Source organism: Ruegeria sp. CL5 (assembly GCF_056536485.1).
Genome location: NZ_JBQFPS010000003.1, coordinates 115,836 through 134,564, shown reverse-complemented (window position 1 = coordinate 134,564; position 18,729 = coordinate 115,836). Strand labels below are relative to the sequence as shown.

Here is an 18,729-nt window from a genome sequence, read left to right as displayed (position 1 = left end):
CCTTACAGTTTCACGCCCGAGAAGGACATGAAGGCCATTGCCATCAGACCTGCGGTGATGAAGGTGATACCCAGCCCCTGCAGGCCATCTGGAATGTCCGAATATTTCAGCTTTTCCCGAACACCTGCCATTGCGGTAATTGCCAGCGCCCAGCCAAAGCCCGAAGACAGGCCATAAGTCGCGGCCTCAGCAAAGTTATAGTCGCGTTCAACCATGAACAGCGAACCGCCTAGGATAGCACAGTTCACCGTAATCAGGGGCAAGAAGATACCCAGCGCGTTGTAGAGTGGCGGGAAGTACTTATCGAGAACCATCTCAAGGATTTGCACCATCGCGGCAATCACACCGATATACGAGATCAGACCAAGGAAAGTCAGGTCCACATCCGGGAAACCCGCCCAGGCCAGCGCACCCGGTTTCAGCAGATAACTGAGCAACAGGTTATTGGTCGGCACAGTGATCGCTTGCACGACCATGACCGAGATACCCAAACCCAGTGCAGTCGAAATCTTCTTGGATACGGCGATGAAGGTACACATCCCCAAAAAGAAGCTGAGCGCGAGGTTTTCGACAAAGATGGCCTTTACGGCCAGAGAAATAAGCCCTTCCATCAGTGCGCCTCTACCTGCTGGATTTTATATTCACGTTCTTCGACCTGGTTCGGCTTCCAGGTGCGGAAAGCCCAGATCAGCAGGCCGATCACGAAGAAGGCAGAAGGCGGCAGCAACAACAGACCATTTGGTACATACCAGCCGCCATTATTCACAGTTTGCAGGATCGTCACGCCGAACAAGCTGCCCGAGCCAAACAGTTCGCGGATGAAACCAACCAACATCAGGATCAGACCATAGCCGAGGCCGTTACCTACACCGTCGATGAACGAAGCCATCGGAGGGTTCTTCATGGCAAACGCTTCGGCCCGCCCCATAACGATACAGTTTGTGATGATCAGGCCAACAAAAACTGACAGGGTTTTCGATATCTGGAAGGCATAGGCCTTAAGGATCTGATCCACCAGGATCACCAGCGAAGCGATGATCACCATTTGCACGATGATCCGGATCGACCCCGGAATTTGGTTGCGCAACATGGAGATGAACATTGACGCGAACCCGGTCACGAAGGTCACTGCCAGCGCCATAACGAAAGCAACCTGTAGCGATGAGGTCACCGCAAGTGCGGAGCAGATGCCCAACACCTGCAGTGTGATCGGGTTGTTGTCGACGAGCGGATCGACCAACAGCTCTTTCTTGGTCTGGGACATCATAGATCTCCTGCTTGCAGTTTGGCCAGGAACGGGCCGTAGCCCGCATCGCCCATCCAGAATTTTACCAGGTTATCAACACCGACAGAGGTCAGCGTGGCACCAGCCAACGCATCGACATAAAAATCGGCACCAGCTGCGGGCTGAGATTTGGCGACTGTGATCTGCAGATCACCCGCATCGTCCCGCAGTTTTTTACCGTTCCACAGCGCTTTCCAGCGTGGGTTATCCACCTCGGCACCTAGACCCGGGGTTTCACCATGCTGATAGAACTGAAGGCCGTAGATATCGTTGCCGTTATTCTCCAAAGCAATAAAGCCATAGAGCGTCGACCAGAGGCCATAGCCATGCAGCGGAAGGATCACCTTATCCAGATCACCGGCATCATCGCGCAGCAGGTAGATGACGCGATACTTGGGCTTGCGACCGATCCCGGCCGGGTCATCGTCCAAAGCAACGCTTAGTTCCGGATCACTGGCAGCAGCGATATCATCAAACGTGGCAGGATCGAACTGGTCGTCCACGAAGTCACCTGCGGCAAGATCCAGTACATGCGGTTCAAACGCGGCGAAGGCTTCGGTTACATTTATACCGGGTTCATAAACACCCGCGACTTGCAAAACATTGACCTGCTTGTCCTTCAGCTTGTTCGCTTCCTGCACAGGGCGCAAGCTGACCGCAGCGGCTGATACGACCATCGACGCAACTAGGCATACAGCCACAGCGACGAAAATCGTCTTGCCAACAGAATCCGGCGAGGCCGCAAGAAACTTGGCAATCGCGCCTTTTGGTTCTTGGGATTGCGGATCAGACATGGCGACGCGCCCTCCGTTTGATATTTGCCTGGACGACGAAATAGTCGATCAGCGGTGCAAAGACGTTTCCGAACAGGATTGCCAGCATCATGCCTTCGGGGAAAGCCGGGTTCACGACACGGATCAACACAACCATGACACCGATCAGCGCCCCGTAGATGTAACGCCCAACATTGGTGTGGCTGGCAGAGACGGGCTCGGTGACCATAAAGGCCAGCCCGAAGGCATACCCACCCAGAACGATGTGCCAGTACCAAGGCATGGCGAACATTGGATTGGTGTCCGACCCAATCACGTTCAGCAGCAGGGTAAAGCCGATGGTTCCGGCCAGACATCCTAAGATCAATCGGTAGTTTGCGATCTTGGTCAGCAGAAGGAACGCCAAGCCGATCATGCAGGCCAGTGTCGATGTCTCACCAAAACTTCCCTGAATGGTGCCGTAGAAGGCGCTGGACCAAGTGATACCCTCGGCAGCCAGAGCCTGAACCCCTTCCGCTGCAGAAACAGCCAAAGCCGTCGCACCCGAGAACCCGTCAACCGGTGTCCAAACCGAGTCGCCAGACATCTGAGCCGGGTACGCGAAGTATAGGAACGCACGGCCCACAAGCGCGGGGTTGAGGAAGTTCTTGCCGGTCCCGCCAAAAACCTCTTTGCCGATCACAACACCGAATATGATGCCCAGAGCCACCTGCCACAGCGGTGTCGTTGCCGGCATGATGAGCGTGTAAAGCATAGAAGTAACAAGAAAACCCTCGTTAACCTCATGGCCCCGCACTGTCGCGAAGATCACCTCGAAGATACCGCCAGCAACCAACGTCACAATATAGATTGGCAGGAAGTAAAGCATCCCGTGCGCTACATTGGCAAAGATACTGGACGGGTCCAGCGAGATGCCGAACATCTGCAAAAGGGCGATCCGCCAGCCTGTGGCCGCATCAGGTCCAAGCGCGGCAATTGCCGAGTTCGCCTGATAACCGGTATTCCACATCCCCCATAGAATGCAGGGGATCGTGGCGATCACGACATAGGTCATGATCCGTTTCATATCCACATAAGACCGCGCGTGAGGGGCAACGGAAGTTACGGTTTTCGGAGTGTAGATGAAGCTTTCTACCATCTCGTAGATAGGAAAATACTTCTCGTACTTGCCGCCTTTGGTAAAGTTCGGCTCGATCCGATCAAAGAAGCTGCGCAAACCCATTCGGCTCAGCCCTCCTTTTCAATCTTGCTAAGGCAGTCGCGCAGCGCCAACCCGTATTCATATTTCGCCGGGCAGGCAAAGCCCACAAGGCCCAGATCTTCTTCGTCCAGTTCCAACGCGCCCAGAGCTTGAGCAGTGTCGGTATCCATTACCAACAGAGCGCGCAATAGCTGTGTCGGCAGGTAATCCTGTGGCATCAGCTCTTCAAACGTGCCGGTCGGAACCATGGCGCGTCGTCCGCCATTCAAATTGCTGGTCAAGGCATAGAGTTTATTGGCAAAAGCAGACCCCAGGACCGGCTGAACGGCAAATTTCGACGGCATGGGGAGAATCCAACCCATAGTGATCTGGTCGGGATCTTCGCGGATGATGGTGATCTGACGTGCAAAACGACCAAGATACGCCGTCGGGCCTTCAGCATGGCGTCCAGACAGGATCGAACCCGATATGATCCGAGCGGCTCCATCGACATTGACCTCATCACGAATCAGATCGTCAGTTGAGGCGCCCATGACCGTACGGATCAAACGTGGTTGCCGCGCACCCGGTCCGGCCAGTGCGATCACAACATTCGGATCAAGGTGACCGGATTGCATTAGGCGTCCGATGGCAATCACGTCTTGATAGCCAATTGTCCATACCTGCTTGTCAGCGGCCAAAGGCTCTAGAAAGTGAATATGTGTCCCGGCGAGCCCGGACGGATGCGGGCCCGAGAAAGCCGCTGCCTCAACCTCGGGAAGATCAGCACCTGGGATGGCTTCTCCATCTTTGTAGCAAAGATAGGTTTTTCCTTCAGTCAGATGTGAGATTGCGGTCAAACCTGCCGTAAATGCCTCTGATGCATCGGCAATTACCACGGCAGCATCTGCAGCCAGTGGATCGCTGTCCATCGCGGTGACAAAAATCGCTGCTGGTGTCGTCCCCGGTTCGGGCATCTTCGAATAGGGTCGCGTGCGGAAAGAAGTCCACAGCCCGGCCGCACACAGCTTGGCGGTGACACCAGCGCCTGAGACCACATCACCAACGCCCGAGAAATCAACCCCGGTATCATTGACGTCGGATACTTCGATCACGACGCTTTGAAGAACGCGCCGCGCACCACGGTTAACGGCAACAACTTTCCCGCTCAGCGGTGCGACCATCATCGCCTCTGGCGCGTCCTTGTGACAAAACAGCGGTGTACCGCGCTGAACGTCATCACCTTCCTTAACCAACATGCGGGGTTTTAGACCTAGATAATCCCCCCCCAGAACGCCAACACTGGAAAACTCAGGCCCCGGTTGGATGTTTTGCTCGGGCGCGCCTTCAATCGGCAAATCCAACCCTTTTTTTAGTTTGAAAGTTTGCATGTCGCTACGTTCTTCCAAGCCTCTGTCCTGCGCCTGCTGCCTGCCACCTTACAATGATGGCAACAAATATCACGATTTTTCCGATCAGTCCGGTCGCAAAAGCACCACAAACCGACCAGAATCCGCAAGCGTAATTCCGATCAAAGCTCCTTTACGCGGGGATGCACGCAAACGCAAACCTGTTACCGCTCAATTTCGAACCTGAAATTCACATTCTTATGACTCAGTTTAACATTGAGTGGATTTTTGCTCTCAATTTGTATGTCGCACCTAATGTTCATCCGGTGTAAGCAACCTGAATGAAAGACGAAGATGATCTCGAGATTTTTTTGATCGCCACGCCCGGCCTCGAAGCGCCTCTTTATGCGGAAGCGATCGAGCGAGGATTTGGCGGTCCGCAAAAGCTCGCAGGTGGTGTTGTTTGCCGTGGGGGCTGGCGTGAAGTCTGGCGTGCGAATCTTGAGCTAAGGGGTGCCAACAAAGTTCTGGTGCGACTGGGCAGTTTTCCCGCAGTCCATTTGGCGCAGTTGGACAAGCGGGCACGCAAGTTCCCTTGGGCCGAGTTCCTGAGATCCGATATTCCGGTAAGAGTCGAGGCAACCTGCCGTAAATCACGCATCTATCATGACAGGGCGGCCCGCCAACGTATTGAACGCGCCATTTCTGAGACACTTGGCGCGCCGGTCTCATCTGATGCCACCGTTCGCGTGCTTCTTCGGATCGAAAAAGATATTTGCACTCTGTCGCTGGACAGCTCCGGTGAGCCATTACACAAACGCGGCCATAAACCCGCCATTGCTAAGGCTCCGATGCGGGAGACCATGGCAGCTATGTTCCTGCGCGAATGTGGCTATGACGGATCTGAGCCGGTCTTGGACCCGATGTGCGGCTCGGGCACGTTTGTAATTGAGGCAGCTGAGATAGCGCTTGGTCTGATGCCGGGAAGATCACGTAGATTCGCTTTCGAGAACTTTGCCAGCTTTGACCACGATGCTTGGCACGAATTGCGCAAGCGGACTCAAACGCACGAAACCGAGTTGAAATTCTTTGGGTCCGATCGGAATGAAGGCGCAATTGAAGCGTCGCGTTCGAATGCGATGCAGGCCAATGTGGATCAGATAACCCAGTTTCAGCACCGTTCGGTCAGTGACATCAAACCTCCCGCCGGGCCGACGGGGCTGATCATCGTGAACCCCCCTTACGGGGCCCGCATCGGTGACGAAAAGCGCTTGCGATCACTATATGGCAGCCTTGGCAAGGTACTCGCCAACCGTTTTCACGGCTGGCGTGTGGGCATCGTCACCACGACACCTGGACTTGCTCGCGCAACGCGCCTGCCTTTGCTCCCGCCCGGTCCGGTCGTCGATCATGGCGGAACCAAAATTCGGCTGTTTCGCACTGAGCCATTGAAGTGAGATGCGGTCCAGATCCCCACCTGGACTTGTTGCGACGGTCGCCATTCTGCCCCCGTGGTTTACCCTATACCAATCTCAGAAATCCTCTTGCACATCCAAATCGCGAGGTATAGATCACCCGCCACGGTCGGAGTGTAGCTCAGCCTGGTAGAGCACTGTCTTCGGGAGGCAGGGGTCGGAGGTTCGAATCCTCTCACTCCGACCAGCAAAACAAGGCACCCAAAGGCGCCTTTATTGTTTTCAGAGGAATGGCCGCAACGATATCCGCAACGTTTCGTTCGATAGATGTGCGCAGTTCGTTCACTATCGGCATCCGCCAACTACCGAATTAGCCCTTCATATCTTCCAGTCCATAATTCCCGCTGCGTTCTTAAGCGCATCTGAGCTGTAGGACCGATAGACGTTTTCCAGGGTTTCGCGCGAGGTTGCAAAATAGGCCGTGGCGTCCTCCAGAGTCATGCCGCGCATGAACGCCCAAGTAACCGCTGTGTGCTTTAGGGTGTGCGGCGTCACGTCCTTAAGACCGGCCCGCTGGACGGCCGCACGAAAGGCCTTGTCGATCCGATCTATCGGCGCTCCCTTAAACGACACCACGTGGCTCCCCTCCTGGGCCCAGGTCTTCATCTCCGCGTGGAGCGTGCCAGGTATCTTGACCATTCCCTTGCGCTTCTTGGTCTCGGCCTCGGCCTTTCCAAGGAAATGGATCACCCCGCTGTCAAGATCGACCCAGCCGCTATCAAGGGAGGGCATCCACTTCAGCCGCGTGATCGCGGTCTTCCGACGTCCGGTGTATAGCGCGATCTTGATGAACCGCTGGACGTGAGAAGCAGAGGCCTCCAGCAGGCGCTGGATCTCCTCCTCGGTCAGCCAGCGGTCATTGGCGACTCCCTTCTCAGGCAGGGTCACGATCGGTGCATGGCTGATCCTGCGCGACGCCAGGGCGTATTTGACAGCGGCGTTCAGTGTGTTCATCTCGCGCCGGACAGTCCATGCGGCGCACCGTCTCCAGGCCGTGTAACCCCGGCACCTGTCGATGTCGATCTGGGACACCTTGAGGTCGCTCCAGTAAGGCGACAGTGCCTGAATCGTGTAGAGCAGGCGGTCTTTGTCGCGAACCACTTTTACCTTGGCTTCGCCGTAATACACCAAAACCTCGCCGACGGTAATCTCGCTCGGGTCGCGGACGCGATCATCTTGCAGCTTCTTGCTGGCGATGTAATTGCTCAGGACTTCTTCCGCTGCCTCATGAAATCCATCACCAAAGCCTGTCCGGATCTGCTGCCCTCCGTCGAGGATGACCCAGGCGCCATCGTCCTTGCGCTGGAAGAGCCGGGCCGGTTTGCGTTTACGGGGCATGTCGTGAACCTCTTCAATTCGTCGTGGGTCATGTAGTAGCGCTTGCCGAGGCGAACGGCGTTGACCTCGCCTTGGTGGATCAGGGTCCGGACCGTTCTGGGGGTGATCGTGCGATGCAAGGCGGCCGCGAATTCCTCGACCGTGAGAAGTGCTTCGTCGCTACTCATGACGTGACCGCCCGGAGGTTTGTATCCGTCACCCAGATGCCATGTTGGTGTTCAGCGGTCGGCGTCTCGGGATTGGGTGTCGAATTCCTGATCTGCGTGCGCATTGCCGGGAGGCTCCTTTTTGGTGCAATCAATAAGTCTATAGCAAGCACGATCACGGATAAGCGTTGGAGATCGGAAAAAAATCGTAATCCATTGAAATATATTAAAAGAAAAAATGAATGGAGCCACCATCTGCCATTTTCGATGGCGATTTCGATAACTCAGCGGACCAGCAAAGAATCCAAGCAGCCGCTTCGCGTGTTCACGCGAGCGCCTGGCCGAGATCGACATCACCGAAGACATGCTGGACCTCAAGGCGTTCAGCGTCGATCAGACCGGCGCCGGATCCGCTTCGTTGACCGGCGAGGATATCAGCAAGCTACAACCGATCACTGAGTTCGGTGCAAACAGCTACACCGAGGAGGAGCAGCGCTCGTTATCGGAGATCATCGACTCCTTTAACGAGCGACACGGCACCCAGTTCACCCAGGAAGACTTCCTTCGCTTCGAGCAGGTGAACCGGGAGATCCTCGACGGCGACATGATGCAGATGATCCAGAACAACCCGGCCGAGGTGGTCTACCCTGCTTGATCATCGTGATCATGTTCTGGTTCACATAGCCGGCCAGGGCGGCAATCTCAGCCTGGCTCTTGGTCGGTTTCAATTCGAGCACCCTGCGCTCGACGTATTTTGCCAACCTTGTTTTTTCGTGTGGTTTCTTGGTCATCGCTATCCTCTCAGAAGTGATGCAGCAAGCGCTGCATGTCTTTGTTATAGCGACGGTGAGAATGGGAAATTGCGGAGGGAAAAAGTGAATCAACTAAAATGTTTAGCCGATTGGCAACAACTCATTCTAACTGGGTCGATCTATCCGGGCGGAAAAATTGCGGTCTTTTTTACCGTTCCATAGACAAAGCTGGTATCGATCGAGGCGATCCCACCGATAGGATGAATTCGGTGACGAATAAATTCCTCGTAGGCTTCCAGATCCGATACCAAAACCCGCAATTGGTAGTCCATTGCCCCGGTTAGCACGTGGCATTCAAGAACTTCATCGATCATCCGAACGCGTTTTTCGAAGTTCTGAACGTCCGTTTCGTTGTGTCGCTCCAACCTAATACGCACGAAGACGGTAATGGCCATCCCATACGCGGCAGCGTCAACGTCGGCGCTGTATCCCTTTATCACTCCGTTGGCTTCTAGGTTTTTGACCCGACGCAAACACGGTGAGGGAGACAAGTTCACCTCGTCGGCAAGATCCTGATTCGTCATGCGCCCGTCCCGCTGCAGCGCTCGAATGATCTGCCTGTCCTTCGCGTCCATTTCGCCCTCATTCTTAGCAGAATCTGCCAACTTTTATCTTCTTATTGGCATACTTTGCAATCATTAGCTCAAAGTTAAGGCGCAAACTAGCTTCAACATGATTCAGGAGCTTGTAATGACTCGTTCAACCGGATTTGCCACCCGCGCCATTCACCACGCTTATAACCCTCTGGAAAACGACGGCGCTCTGACACCACCGCTACATTTGACGTCCACGTTTACCTTTGAAACCGCAGAAGCTGGTGGAGAGATGTTCGCCGGTGAGCGTGAAGGTCATATCTACAGCCGTATTTCAAACCCTACATGCGACCTTCTGGAACAACGCATTGCCGTGCTTGAAGGCGCCGAGGCTGGACTGGCTCTCTCAAGCGGCATGGGGGCGATCACGGCAGTGCTTTGGACCCTGCTGTCGCCAGGTGACGAAGTCATCGTGGACAAAACGCTCTATGGCTGCACCTTCGCCTTTATGCGCCACGGTTTGGCGAAATGGGGGGTCACGATCACACATGTCGACATGACAGACCCTGAGAACCTGAAAGCGGCCGTTTCTGACAAAACCCGCGTTGTCTATTTCGAAACTCCGGCCAATCCGAACATGCGCTTGGTGGACATCGCTGCCAGTGCCGAAATTGCGCATTCGATTGGTGCAACGGTCGTCGTCGATAATACCTACGCTAGCCCGTATTTGACCCGCCCGATCGAGCACGGGGCAGATATCGTTCTGCACTCTGCCACCAAATACCTCGGTGGGCATGGCGATGTGGTTGCCGGCCTGGTTGTCGGGTCTGCCGAACAGATAGCTGAGATCCGCCTTGTTGGGATGAAGGACATGACCGGCGCGGTAATGGCCCCTTTCAACGCGATGCTGATCCTGCGTGGTCTGAAGACACTGAACCTGCGTTTGGATCGTCACTGTGCGTCCGCCAAGGTCGTCGCAGATTTCCTCGAAGCACATCCCGCTGTCGGCGAAGTTTATTTTCCCGGTCTTGAGAGTTTCGCCCAGCATGATGTCGCGCAGCGCCAGATGTCCCAACCCGGCGCTATGATAGCGTTTGAAATCAAATCCGGCCTGTCCGGCGGGATTGAATTCATGAACCGCCTGAACATGATCCAGCGAGCGGTGTCCTTGGGCGACGCGGAAACCCTGATCCAGCACCCAGCCTCCATGACGCATTCGACGTATACCCCGGAAGAGCGGGCCGAGCATGGGATTAGCGATGGCCTGATCCGTCTGTCCGTCGGGCTGGAGGATGTCGAAGATATCCTTGCAGACCTAGAACAAGCTTTGCCCTACCCTGCTCGCAGCGCCGCCTAAACCCGGAGACCAACATGCACATCGATCCCACCCAACTGAAGATCGTCGAACAGCGCCTGTTGTGGTTGTCTCATTGGATGATCCACCATGCCAACCATGTCCGACCAAAGGTGGATGGGATCAAAGTCGGTGGCCATCAGGCTTCGTCTGCTTCGATGGTATCGATCATGACCGCGCTCTACTTCTCGGCCCTACGCCCTGAGGACCGGGTCGCAGTCAAACCCCATGCGTCGCCGGTATTTCACGCGATGCAGTATCTCATGGGTAATCAGACCCGCGAGAAGATGGAGAATTTCCGCGGATTTGGGGGTGTGCAAAGTTATCCCAGCCGGACAAAGGACATAGATGATGTTGATTTCTCGACCGGGTCTGTGGGTTTAGGTGTCGCGATCACCTCGTTTGCCTCGATCATTCAAGACTACATCAAGGCCAAAAGCTGGGGTTCAGACGCGCCAATGGGTCGTATGGTAGCCCTAGTAGGCGATGCCGAACTGGATGAAGGCAACGTCTATGAGGCATTACAAGAAGGCTGGAAAAACGATCTACGAAACACGTGGTGGATCATCGATTACAACCGACAGTCGCTGGACGGTATCGTCCGGGAAGGACTGTTTGAACGGATCGAGAAAATCTTCGATGCATTCAGTTGGGATGTCGTGCGTGTTAAATATGGGGTTCTTCAACGCGCGGCCTTTGAAGAGCCCGGCGGCAACCGCCTGCGTGATTGGATCGACGCTTGCCCCAACCAGGACTACTCGGCGCTGACTTTCATGGGTGGTGCGAATTGGCGGCAGCGTCTCATGGACGATCTGGGGGATGTGACTGCCTTGATTGAAAGGCGGACGGATGCAGAGCTTGCAGCCCTTATGGAGAACCTCGGCGGCAACTGCGTCGAGACCATGGCCCAGACATTTGCCGCCATCGATCATGATCGCCCGACATGCTTCCTGGCCTACACCGTCAAAGGATGGGGCACCCCTATTGCAGGCCACAAGGACAATCACGGCGGGCTGATGAACAACAGCCAGTTCGTTGCATGGCAGTCGCATATGGGTGTGCCGAAGGGCGAAGAATGGGAGCCGCTCGCGACGGTGCAAGATCCAGACGCATTCAAAGATTTTCTGGCCAGCACCCCGTTCTTTGCCAAAGGTCTGCGCCGCTATTTTGATGACAAATTAGATGTGCCGCCAATCGAAATCGACACCAGTCGCGCAATCTCGACCCAGATGGCGTTTGGCAAGATCCTAGACGATCTATCAAAAGGCGACAGCCCATTGGCTGAACGCATAGTGACAACCTCTCCGGACGTGACAGGCACGACAAGCCTTGGTCCTTGGGTGAATAGGCGCAAATTGTTCGCCCGATCCGAGCAAGCCGACGCCTTCATAGAACACCGGATCCCTTCGACGGCGAAATGGGAATTCACTCCGGAAGGACAGCATATCGAGCTTGGTATCGCCGAAATGAACCTCATGTTGCTTCTGGGAGCGGCGGGTTTGTCGCATTCCTTGTTCGGTAAGCGTCTGATCCCAATTGGCACCGTCTATGATCCGTTTGTCAGCCGCGGCCTCGATGCGCTGAATTACGCCTGCTATCAGGACGCGCGCTTCATGCTGGTTGGCACACCTTCCGGCGTCACACTCGCACCCGAAGGTGGAGCACACCAGTCCGTTGGAACACCGCTCATCGGGATGAGCCAGGACGGGTTGGCCGCATTTGAACCCGCCTTTGCTGACGAGCTGGCAGTTATTATGGAATGGGCCTTTGACTACATGCAGCGCGATGGCGAAGGGCAGCCGGACGAGCGCACCTGGCTTCGCGATGAAACCGGGGGGTCCGTCTATCTGCGCCTGACCACCAACCCGATTGAACAGCCTGGAAAGCGTGTTGACGACGAGTTCCGCCAAGGTGCCATCGATGGCGCTTATTGGCTACGAAAACCGGGGCCCAATTGCGAAGTTGTAGTCGCCTATCAAGGAACAGTCGCGCCGGAGGCAATCAAGGCCGCCGGTATGATTGGTCAAGGCCGTCGCGACATCGGTGTATTGGCCGTGACATCAGCAGATCGCCTGAATGCCGGATGGACCGCCGCTCAACGAGCGCGTTCTCGCGGCAACCAAGCGGCACGCTCCCACATCGAAACCCTGATGTCCGACCTTCCGCCACACTGCAAGCTCGTCACCGTTGTCGATGGTCATCCTGCAACTCTATCCTGGCTCGGGGCAGTGCTTGGACATCAGACTATCCCAATGGGTGTCGAGCATTTTGGTCAGACCGGAACAATCGGCGATCTATATCGCCACCACTGCATTGACGCAGACGCTATCCTAGAGAAAGTGAATGGCCTGACCCATGGCAAAACTCTTCACCGTGTATAAGTGGATTGGACTTGGGCAATAATGCAGAGACCAAACTAGCCCTGAACATAAGGTGCTGGATGACCTACTGAGAAACAAGAGCTTACCAAGATACGACAGGGGCTGGGTTTGATCGCAATGAAACCGCAACGTTATCGCAGCGCTATCTGCCGCTGAAGTGCAATGGTTGGCATTCAAAGCCCTTATTTTGTTTACGTTCACCCCGGGAACTCGCCTTCGGGAGGCAGGGGTCGGAGGTTCGAATCCTCTCACTCCGACCAAGTTCTTTGCAAGTGTGAAATTCAAGGGTTCTTGCCCCGCGGACCATCACTTTTCCGCTATCTCCGCCCGCGGCGTCCAAAACGCTAAGACGGAAAAACGCTTTACGAGCATCGCCGATTATGCGGACCGCAAGTACTTGCTCCAACGTTTAACTAGATCTTTCCACGCTTCCTTGGACTAGATCGAGTTGACCACTGATTACCGCCGTGTTGCAAAAACGCGCGTTGGCAGGTGTAAAGCCAGTTGCTATTGCCGAGGCATCAATTCAACCATCTTTTTCGTATGGCATAAATATTAGCGGCGGGTGGCAACCTGCCCCGGTAGGTATCCAAAAGTCTTCCATCTGCAATCACAAAAACCGCAACCGTCAATTTCTGACTCAGATATGAAAGAGTCATGATGCTAGACCAATAAGGCGCTTATAGAATTATTAGTCAAAACAGATTGTATTCGGAACTACCAAAACAAGAAAGTCATGCTAACCAAAGGTACAGTGTGCACTAACCAAGGCTCTGAACAGAATGATTGCAAATCTGATGATGTATCAGCGCCCGCAGCTGGCAGCGGCCCATGATCGTTATTGGCAGCTGATACTTCGGAACCTAAATGAATTAGGTATAGATGGCCCCGAACATCTCTCTCAAAACGCAGAAGAGTTTTTTGTCTGGAAAAACCCGAATTTGGTATTAAGCCAGACTTGCGGCATGCCGTATCGCATCTGGCTGCATGACTTGGTCGAGCTGGTCGGCACACCGGACTACGGGCTCGATGGCTGCCCCCCAGGATATTATCGTAGTGCACTTGTCGTGCGTTCCGATGATGCCCGACAGGACATCGTAGAATTCAGCGAGTCAATCTTTGCGTTTAATCAGACATTCTCGCAGTCAGGTTACGCTGCTCCGTACTGGCATCTACGCAAGCACGGTTTTTGGTTTCAAAATCGTCTACACACGGAACAGCATGTCAAATCAGCTCAAGCGGTCGCCTCAGGACGTGCGGACATCGCATCGCTAGACGCTATGTCCTGGAAACTGATGGAGAAGCATGATGCGTTCGCGCAGGAATTGCGGGTTTTGGATTGGACCGCGCCGACACCTGGATTGCCGCTTATTACCGCGAATGGAAATGACGCAGATTCCATATTTAGTGCAGTGAAATCTGCGATCGAACTCCTTGATCCGCTCGATCGGGGCCTTCTCGGATTGTGTGGTATCGTCCGAATTCCAAAAGACAAATACACCGAGATACCCAACCCACCTTGATTTGAGCGTTTATCGAAGCTTCGGATCAAAGATTGGAAGGCAATCTGATTCAACCCGCGAGCTTGTAGCGATGAATCAACTCAAACCGCCCATCTTTGCGTTCACCACACAACGCGATCTGATCAACAACAAACGGAACCGGCAGTTCAGGTAGAGACTTCAATATCATTTCTGTCCAGACCGGTATATCTAGCTTGGGCAACCGTGCGGTAAGGGTCATGTGGAAACGGAATTCGTCCATCACATACGGGTAACCCCATTGGATCAGTAGGGCATTCTGACGGGCGCTCATCCCCGGTCGCCGCCGCCGTTCAAGTTCTGCCACAGGCAAAGGCGCTCGGAATTCATCCAAGTCTTGGACGCAAGCTGCAGCGACCTGTTGCAACGCCTTAGATTCACCGCGTGGTATCAGCGCCAAAAAGCGGCCAAGTCTGGTCAGTTCCAAACCATCGCATATCGCTGGAGCAAGTCCCGACGCCAACTCAGCCACGCGCATGTGCAATTCCTCGGCTGTGCTGTCACCGGCCAACCGAAATGGCGGTTTCAACGTTCCGTGAAAGCCATATTTGCGCGGCGTCATCGTGATTCCATCCAAACCGGGAAAATCGAACAAAGGCGCTTCACACGCGCTGATAATGTCCCAACCCAGCCAGGATGCCCCGAAACGGGCCAACGGGCCGTGGGGGGGAACATAGTAGATCGCAAAACGAGTATACGACATGAACTCCTCTTATCCTGCATCCTCTGTGATAGCGATGTGTCAGGCATTTCGTGGCTTGCCAAGGTGCGGTTGGCTTTGCCTGATCAGGTTTTAACCGGGGCTGTGACCACCGAACAGGGCGTGGTTGCGGATACTCAAGAATGGGAACACCACCTTCGCGCTGACCTCAACACTGTATTCTATGCACTGCACATTGGGTCTATGAACCGCGCCCTCACCCCCTTTGCTCGACATCTGGAGCGATCGCAAAAGCGCTGTTTAACGGCAGGTAACCTTGACTAATCGCAGGTAGAAAAGGGTTGTCTCTAGGGCTTTAAGAATTTCGCCCACCTTCTCATTTACCATTCCCTGCAATCTTGAAAATTAGAGGGAATGCACCGGGATTCGAGATGGCCTAAAGGATTTTCATGTAATATGCGGCAATCCGGCGCTTGAACTCCGTCAATCTAATGTATACGAAAGTATACTATACTGATCCAGCGACAATTATGCCGCCGCGAATATCGCCCCATAGCATGCCAGAGATGCGGAAAAATAACATGAGCCTCTACAACGACTACTTGACCGAGATCGAAGACCGCAAGCAACAGGGTCTCAGCCCCAAGCCCATCGATGACGGTGCACTGACCCGCGAAGTTATCGACCATATCAGAGACACCGGCAGTGCGCACCGCGATGACTGCCTGCACCACTTTGTCTATAACACCCTGCCCGGCACCACGAGCGCCGCGGGTGAAAAAGCGCGCTTTTTGAAAGAAATCATTCTGGGCACTGTCGAGGTTGAGGAAATCAAGGCAGCTTTCGCCTATGAGCTATTGAGCCACATGAAAGGCGGCCCGTCGGTCGAAGTGTTGCTTGATCTTGCACTGGGCACCGACGAAGCGACAGCACGCGATGCGGCTGAGGTGCTCAAGACCCAGGTCTTTCTTTACGAGGCCGATACAGATCGCATCAAGTCGGCCTATGAGGCAGGCAATGCCATAGCTTCAGATCTTCTGGACAGCTACGCCAAGGCAGAGTTCTTTACCAAGCTTCCTGAGGTCGACGAAGAAATCAAAGTCGTTACCTACGTGGCTGCTGAGGGCGATATCTCAACCGACCTCCTAAGCCCGGGAAATCAGGCACATTCCCGCGCTGATCGCGAGCTGCACGGCAAATGCTTGATATCGGTAGACGCTCAAAAAGAAATTGAGGCACTGAAACTTAAGCATCCGGATGCACGTGTCATGCTGGTCGCTGAAAAAGGCACGATGGGCGTCGGATCATCGCGCATGTCTGGGGTTAACAACGTGGCCCTTTGGACCGGCAAGCAGGCAAGCCCGTTTGTTCCATTTGTCAACGTCGCACCAGTCGTGGCGGGAACGAATGGCATCTCTCCCATTTTCCTGACCACGGTAGGCGTGACCGGTGGGATCGGTGTGGACCTTAAGAACTGGGTCAGAAAGACGGACGAAGACGGCAAGACGATCCTGAACAATGACGGCAACCCGGTGCTGGAACAGAAATACTCGGTTGCGACCGGAACCGTTCTGACAATCAACACAAAGCAAAAGAAACTATTTAGCGAAGATGGCAGCGATGAACTGGTCGATATGGCCGGATCATTCACACCGCAAAAGATGGAGTTCATGAAGGCTGGTGGGTCTTATGCCATCGTGTTCGGCAAAAAACTGCAGACTTTCGCCGCTGAAACTCTGGGGATCGAAGCACCGCGTGTCTTTGCGCCTTCGAAGGAAATCAGCGCCGTGGATCAAGGTCTGACCGCAGTCGAAAAAATCTTTAACGCAAACGCACTGGGTGTAGCGTCCGACAAGGTGCTGCACGCAGGGTCTGACGTGCGGGTGCGCGTCAACATCGTTGGCAGTCAGGACACAACCGGACCAATGACGGCACAAGAACTTGAGGCCATGGCCGCCACGGTCCTATCCCCGTCGGTCGACGGGGCCTATCAGTCGGGCTGCCACACTGCATCGGTCTGGGACGCCAAAGCGCAGGCCAATACGCCCAAATTGATGGCCTTCATGCACAAATTCGGCTTGATAACCGGTCGTGATCCAAAGGGCGTCTATCATGCGATGACGGACGTTATCCACAAGGTTCTCAACGACATTACTGTTGACGATTGGGCAATCATCATTGGTGGTGACAGTCATACCCGGATGTCGAAAGGTGTCGCGTTTGGCGCGGACTCTGGCACCGTGGCACTAGCTCTGGCGACAGGTGAAGCAACCATGCCAATCCCTGAATCAGTAAAAGTGACCTTTAAGGGCAAGATGGCTGATCACATGGACTTTCGCGACGTGGTTCATGCAACACAGGCGCAGATGCTGGCACAGCACGGTGACAATGTGTTCCAGGGTCGGATTATCGAAGTGCATATTGGAACGCTGTTGGCGGACCAGGCCTTTACCTTCACCGACTGGACTGCGGAAATGAAAGCCAAAGCTTCAATCTGCATATCCAACGACGAGACCCTGATCGAGTCACTGGAGATTGCCAAATCGCGCATCAAGATCATGATCGAAAAGGGCATGGAGAACGATGCCCGGATGCTCAACAGCTTGATCGAGATCGCGGACAAGCGCATCGAGCAGATCAGGTCGGGCGAGAAACCCGCGTTGACACCCGATGAAAATGCCAATTACGCTGCCGAAGTCATTGTCGATCTGGATGAAATCGTTGAACCAATGATCGCGGACCCCGACGTCAACAATGCGGATGTCTCAAAGCGTTATACCCACGACACCATCCGCCCGATTTCATTCTATCGCGCAGAAAAGAAAGTGGACCTTGGGTTTGTTGGGTCATGCATGGTGCACAAGGGTGATATCAAGATCGTCGCTCAGATGTTGCGCAATCTCGAGGCTGATCAGGGCGATGTCACATTTAAGGCTCCGCTGGTAGTGGCCGCTCCGACCTACAATATTGTTGATGAATTGAAGGAAGAGGGCGACTGGGAAATTCTGCAGAAGTACTGCGGATTCGAGTTCGACGATGCTGCGCCTAAGGTTCAGGCCCGTACCGAATACGAAAACATCCTTTATCTTGAACGTCCGGGCTGCAACCTTTGCATGGGCAATCAGGAAAAAGCAGCCAAAGGGGATACGGTTCTAGCCACATCGACACGCCTGTTCCAAGGCCGGGTGGTTGCGGATTCCGAAACCAAAAAGGGTGAATCCTTGTTGGGCTCAACTCCTGTTGTTGTCCTATCGGCAATTCTGGGACGTACACCAACGCTGGATGAATACAAAACAGCGGTTGAAGGCATCGATCTGACCAAGTTCGCACCTCCAATCCAGAAGCCCTTGGCTGGTCTGTCCGTACATTTCTAGATCGGCAATCAACATCGGAAAGACGGTGGAAGATACAGGGGCGTTGACCTTTGTTGATGCGGTGCAATTTGCGCCGCATCACTTGGTCGACGTTAAAGAACTGGGCTGTGATTTTCTGGCCTTCTCCTCGTACAAGTTTTTCAGACCGCATTTGGGTATCGTCTGGGGACGTCTGGCATTATTGACTTCGCTTTTCCCCTACAAGGGGCGGTGCGTGTCGGATGCAAACCCGAACCGATATGCGATGGGCACCCCTCAATACGACATGCTGGTGGGCCTGTCGGCGACTGTACGCTATTTTGAGGAAATCGGTTGAGCCACTGGAGGCAGCGGCGGAGATATGGATCGCAGGGGTTGACCATGGTTGGTCGTCGGATCAGAACAGTGGCGATCTGGGTTCACTGCCCTGCGGCAAGGCTCGGTTACTTGACTACACCAGGTCAGCATATTTCCGTTCAGTCGACTTGGACCTTGAGGGCATCGCCATGGTTTGTGGCATCTGGAAACTTCCTCAGGCGCAAGGACTG

The 18,729-nt window shown here is 54.4% G+C and carries 15 protein-coding genes, 1 tRNA gene and 1 pseudogene; 8 read left to right on the top strand and 9 right to left on the bottom strand.

Features of this window, described 5'->3' with window-relative positions:
* Positions 1-2: 2 nt before the first annotated feature.
* The 5 genes from nqrE to ACR0IU_RS06765 are packed head-to-tail and all read right to left on the bottom strand — an operon-like array spanning position 3 to position 4,629.
* Positions 3-611, bottom strand: a complete 609-nt coding sequence (gene nqrE, locus ACR0IU_RS06785; RefSeq protein WP_010441340.1) for an NADH:ubiquinone reductase (Na(+)-transporting) subunit E — start codon at positions 609-611, stop codon at positions 3-5.
* Complete coding sequence (locus ACR0IU_RS06780; protein WP_170763171.1) at positions 611-1,264, bottom strand: NADH:ubiquinone reductase (Na(+)-transporting) subunit D; 654 nt, start codon at positions 1,262-1,264, stop codon at positions 611-613. Before ACR0IU_RS06780 ends, nqrE begins: the two co-directional genes overlap by 1 nt.
* Complete coding sequence (locus ACR0IU_RS06775; RefSeq protein WP_480715707.1) at positions 1,264-2,079, bottom strand: Na(+)-translocating NADH-quinone reductase subunit C; 816 nt, start codon at positions 2,077-2,079, stop codon at positions 1,264-1,266. The genes ACR0IU_RS06780 and ACR0IU_RS06775 overlap by 1 nt, the downstream gene beginning before the upstream one ends.
* On the bottom strand, positions 2,072-3,280 hold the full coding sequence (locus tag ACR0IU_RS06770; protein ID WP_480715706.1) for an NADH:ubiquinone reductase (Na(+)-transporting) subunit B: 1,209 nt from the start codon (positions 3,278-3,280) through the stop codon (positions 2,072-2,074). The genes ACR0IU_RS06775 and ACR0IU_RS06770 overlap by 8 nt, the downstream gene beginning before the upstream one ends.
* 5 nt (positions 3,281-3,285) lie before the next feature.
* Positions 3,286-4,629: a Na(+)-translocating NADH-quinone reductase subunit A gene (locus tag ACR0IU_RS06765; RefSeq protein WP_480715863.1), complete on the bottom strand. Its 1,344-nt coding sequence runs from the start codon at positions 4,627-4,629 to the stop codon at positions 3,286-3,288.
* Positions 4,630-4,928: 299 nt separating this feature from the next.
* Here ACR0IU_RS06765 and ACR0IU_RS06760 point away from each other — a divergent pair, with 299 nt between their 5' ends.
* Positions 4,929-6,044 carry a THUMP domain-containing class I SAM-dependent RNA methyltransferase gene (locus ACR0IU_RS06760; protein ID WP_480715705.1) on the top strand — a complete coding sequence of 372 codons (1,116 nt, stop codon included), beginning with the start codon at positions 4,929-4,931 and terminating at the stop codon, positions 6,042-6,044.
* Between the two features lie 128 nt (positions 6,045-6,172).
* Positions 6,173-6,249 (top strand) — tRNA-Pro (locus tag ACR0IU_RS06755).
* Between the two features lie 131 nt (positions 6,250-6,380).
* Here ACR0IU_RS06755 and ACR0IU_RS06750 read toward each other — a convergent pair.
* A complete protein-coding gene (locus ACR0IU_RS06750; RefSeq protein WP_480715704.1) occupies positions 6,381-7,400 on the bottom strand; it encodes a tyrosine-type recombinase/integrase in 1,020 nt (339 codons plus the stop codon).
* Between the two features lie 17 nt (positions 7,401-7,417).
* Positions 7,418-7,567 (bottom strand): annotated as a pseudogene (locus ACR0IU_RS06745) (helix-turn-helix domain-containing protein); the annotation flags it as partial.
* A 343-nt stretch (positions 7,568-7,910) separates the two neighbouring features.
* Here ACR0IU_RS06745 and ACR0IU_RS06740 point away from each other — a divergent pair.
* Complete coding sequence (locus ACR0IU_RS06740; protein ID WP_480715703.1) at positions 7,911-8,201, top strand: hypothetical protein; 291 nt, start codon at positions 7,911-7,913, stop codon at positions 8,199-8,201.
* A gap of 276 nt (positions 8,202-8,477) precedes the next feature.
* Here ACR0IU_RS06740 and ACR0IU_RS06735 read toward each other — a convergent pair whose 3' ends face one another.
* Complete coding sequence (locus ACR0IU_RS06735) at positions 8,478-8,933, bottom strand: Lrp/AsnC family transcriptional regulator (RefSeq protein ID WP_170423874.1); 456 nt, start codon at positions 8,931-8,933, stop codon at positions 8,478-8,480.
* 115 nt (positions 8,934-9,048) lie between these two features.
* Here ACR0IU_RS06735 and ACR0IU_RS06730 point away from each other — a divergent pair, with 115 nt between their 5' ends.
* The 3 genes from ACR0IU_RS06730 (at position 9,049) to ACR0IU_RS06720 (ending at position 14,149) form a co-directional block, all read left to right on the top strand.
* Positions 9,049-10,248 (top strand): methionine gamma-lyase, encoded by a 1,200-nt coding sequence (locus ACR0IU_RS06730; RefSeq protein WP_480715702.1) that lies wholly within the window; start codon positions 9,049-9,051, stop codon positions 10,246-10,248.
* Between the two features lie 14 nt (positions 10,249-10,262).
* Positions 10,263-12,626, top strand: coding sequence for a 1-deoxy-D-xylulose-5-phosphate synthase N-terminal domain-containing protein (locus tag ACR0IU_RS06725; protein ID WP_480715701.1), 2,364 nt, complete (start codon positions 10,263-10,265; stop codon positions 12,624-12,626).
* A 782-nt stretch (positions 12,627-13,408) separates the two neighbouring features.
* Positions 13,409-14,149: a phosphate/phosphite/phosphonate ABC transporter substrate-binding protein gene (locus tag ACR0IU_RS06720; protein WP_480715700.1), complete on the top strand. Its 741-nt coding sequence runs from the start codon at positions 13,409-13,411 to the stop codon at positions 14,147-14,149.
* Between the two features lie 49 nt (positions 14,150-14,198).
* Here ACR0IU_RS06720 and ACR0IU_RS06715 read toward each other — a convergent pair whose 3' ends face one another.
* On the bottom strand, positions 14,199-14,870 hold the full coding sequence (locus ACR0IU_RS06715; protein WP_480457187.1) for a DUF1045 domain-containing protein: 672 nt from the start codon (positions 14,868-14,870) through the stop codon (positions 14,199-14,201).
* A 539-nt stretch (positions 14,871-15,409) separates the two neighbouring features.
* Between ACR0IU_RS06715 and ACR0IU_RS06710 the strand changes: the two genes are divergently transcribed.
* Both ACR0IU_RS06710 and ACR0IU_RS06705 read left to right on the top strand, forming a co-directional pair.
* Complete coding sequence (locus ACR0IU_RS06710) at positions 15,410-18,202, top strand: bifunctional aconitate hydratase 2/2-methylisocitrate dehydratase (protein WP_480715699.1); 2,793 nt, start codon at positions 15,410-15,412, stop codon at positions 18,200-18,202.
* Positions 18,180-18,518 (top strand): aminotransferase class V-fold PLP-dependent enzyme, encoded by a 339-nt coding sequence (locus tag ACR0IU_RS06705; protein ID WP_480715862.1) that lies wholly within the window; start codon positions 18,180-18,182, stop codon positions 18,516-18,518. Before ACR0IU_RS06710 ends, ACR0IU_RS06705 begins: the two co-directional genes overlap by 23 nt.
* The last annotated feature ends 211 nt before the right edge of the window (positions 18,519-18,729 follow it).